Source organism: Advenella alkanexedens, from assembly GCF_019132845.1.
In the GTDB taxonomy this organism is placed as follows: Bacteria; Pseudomonadota; Gammaproteobacteria; order Burkholderiales; family Burkholderiaceae_B; genus Advenella; species Advenella alkanexedens.
The window spans coordinates 1-776 of record NZ_JAHSPR010000020.1 but is presented as its reverse complement, the minus strand read 5'-3'; the positions used below and the strand labels follow the sequence as shown (position 1 = coordinate 776).

Annotated in this window: 1 protein-coding gene; it reads left to right on the top strand. The window is 56.2% G+C overall.

Annotated features, from left to right (window positions below; genetic code table 11):
* Positions 1-776, top strand: a 776-nt coding sequence (locus KU392_RS14235; RefSeq protein WP_217735614.1) for a tripartite tricarboxylate transporter permease, incomplete at both ends; no start/stop codon positions are given.

Sequence of the window (776 nt, the reverse complement as noted above, 5' to 3'; positions counted from 1 at the left end):
GTGAACTCGGGTGTGGCCCGTTTTGACTTTGGCATTCCCGAACTGCAAGACGGTATCGACTTTGCCGTGGTGGCCATGGGTGTGTTCGGTCTGGCCGAGATCATGAACAACCTGGCACAAAAAGAAAACCGTGTTGATATTACCGACAAACTCGGTACCCTGTATCCCAACAAGCAAGAGTTCAAAGAAGCCGGTCCGGCCGTCTTGCGCGGTACCATGCTGGGTTCGGCCCTGGGTATTTTGCCTGGTGGCGGTGCGGTGCTGTCTTCCTTTGCCTCTTATACCCTGGAGAAGAAAATCTCCAAAACCCCCGAGCGTTTTGGCAAGGGTCATCCGGCCGGTCTGGCCGGCCCCGAGTCGGCCAACAACGCGGCGGCACAAACCTCGTTCATTCCCTTGCTGACCCTGGGTATTCCCGGTAACGCCGTGATGGCCCTGATGGTGGGTGCCATGACGATTCACAACATCCAGCCCGGTCCTCAGGTCATGAGCAGCCACCCCGAGTTGTTCTGGGGTCTGATCGTGTCCATGTGGATTGGTAACCTGATGCTGGTGGTGCTGAACCTGCCGCTGGTGGGCCTGTGGGTCAAACTGCTCAAAGTGCCTTACCGTGTCCTGTTCCCGGCCATTTTGCTGTTCTGCACGATCGGTGTGTACTCGCTGAACTACAACGCGTTTGATATTTACGTCATGGGTATCTTTGGCATCATCGGTTATATCTGGACCAAACTGAAGTGTGAAGGTGCGCCGCTGTTGCTGGGTCTGGTACTGGGCCC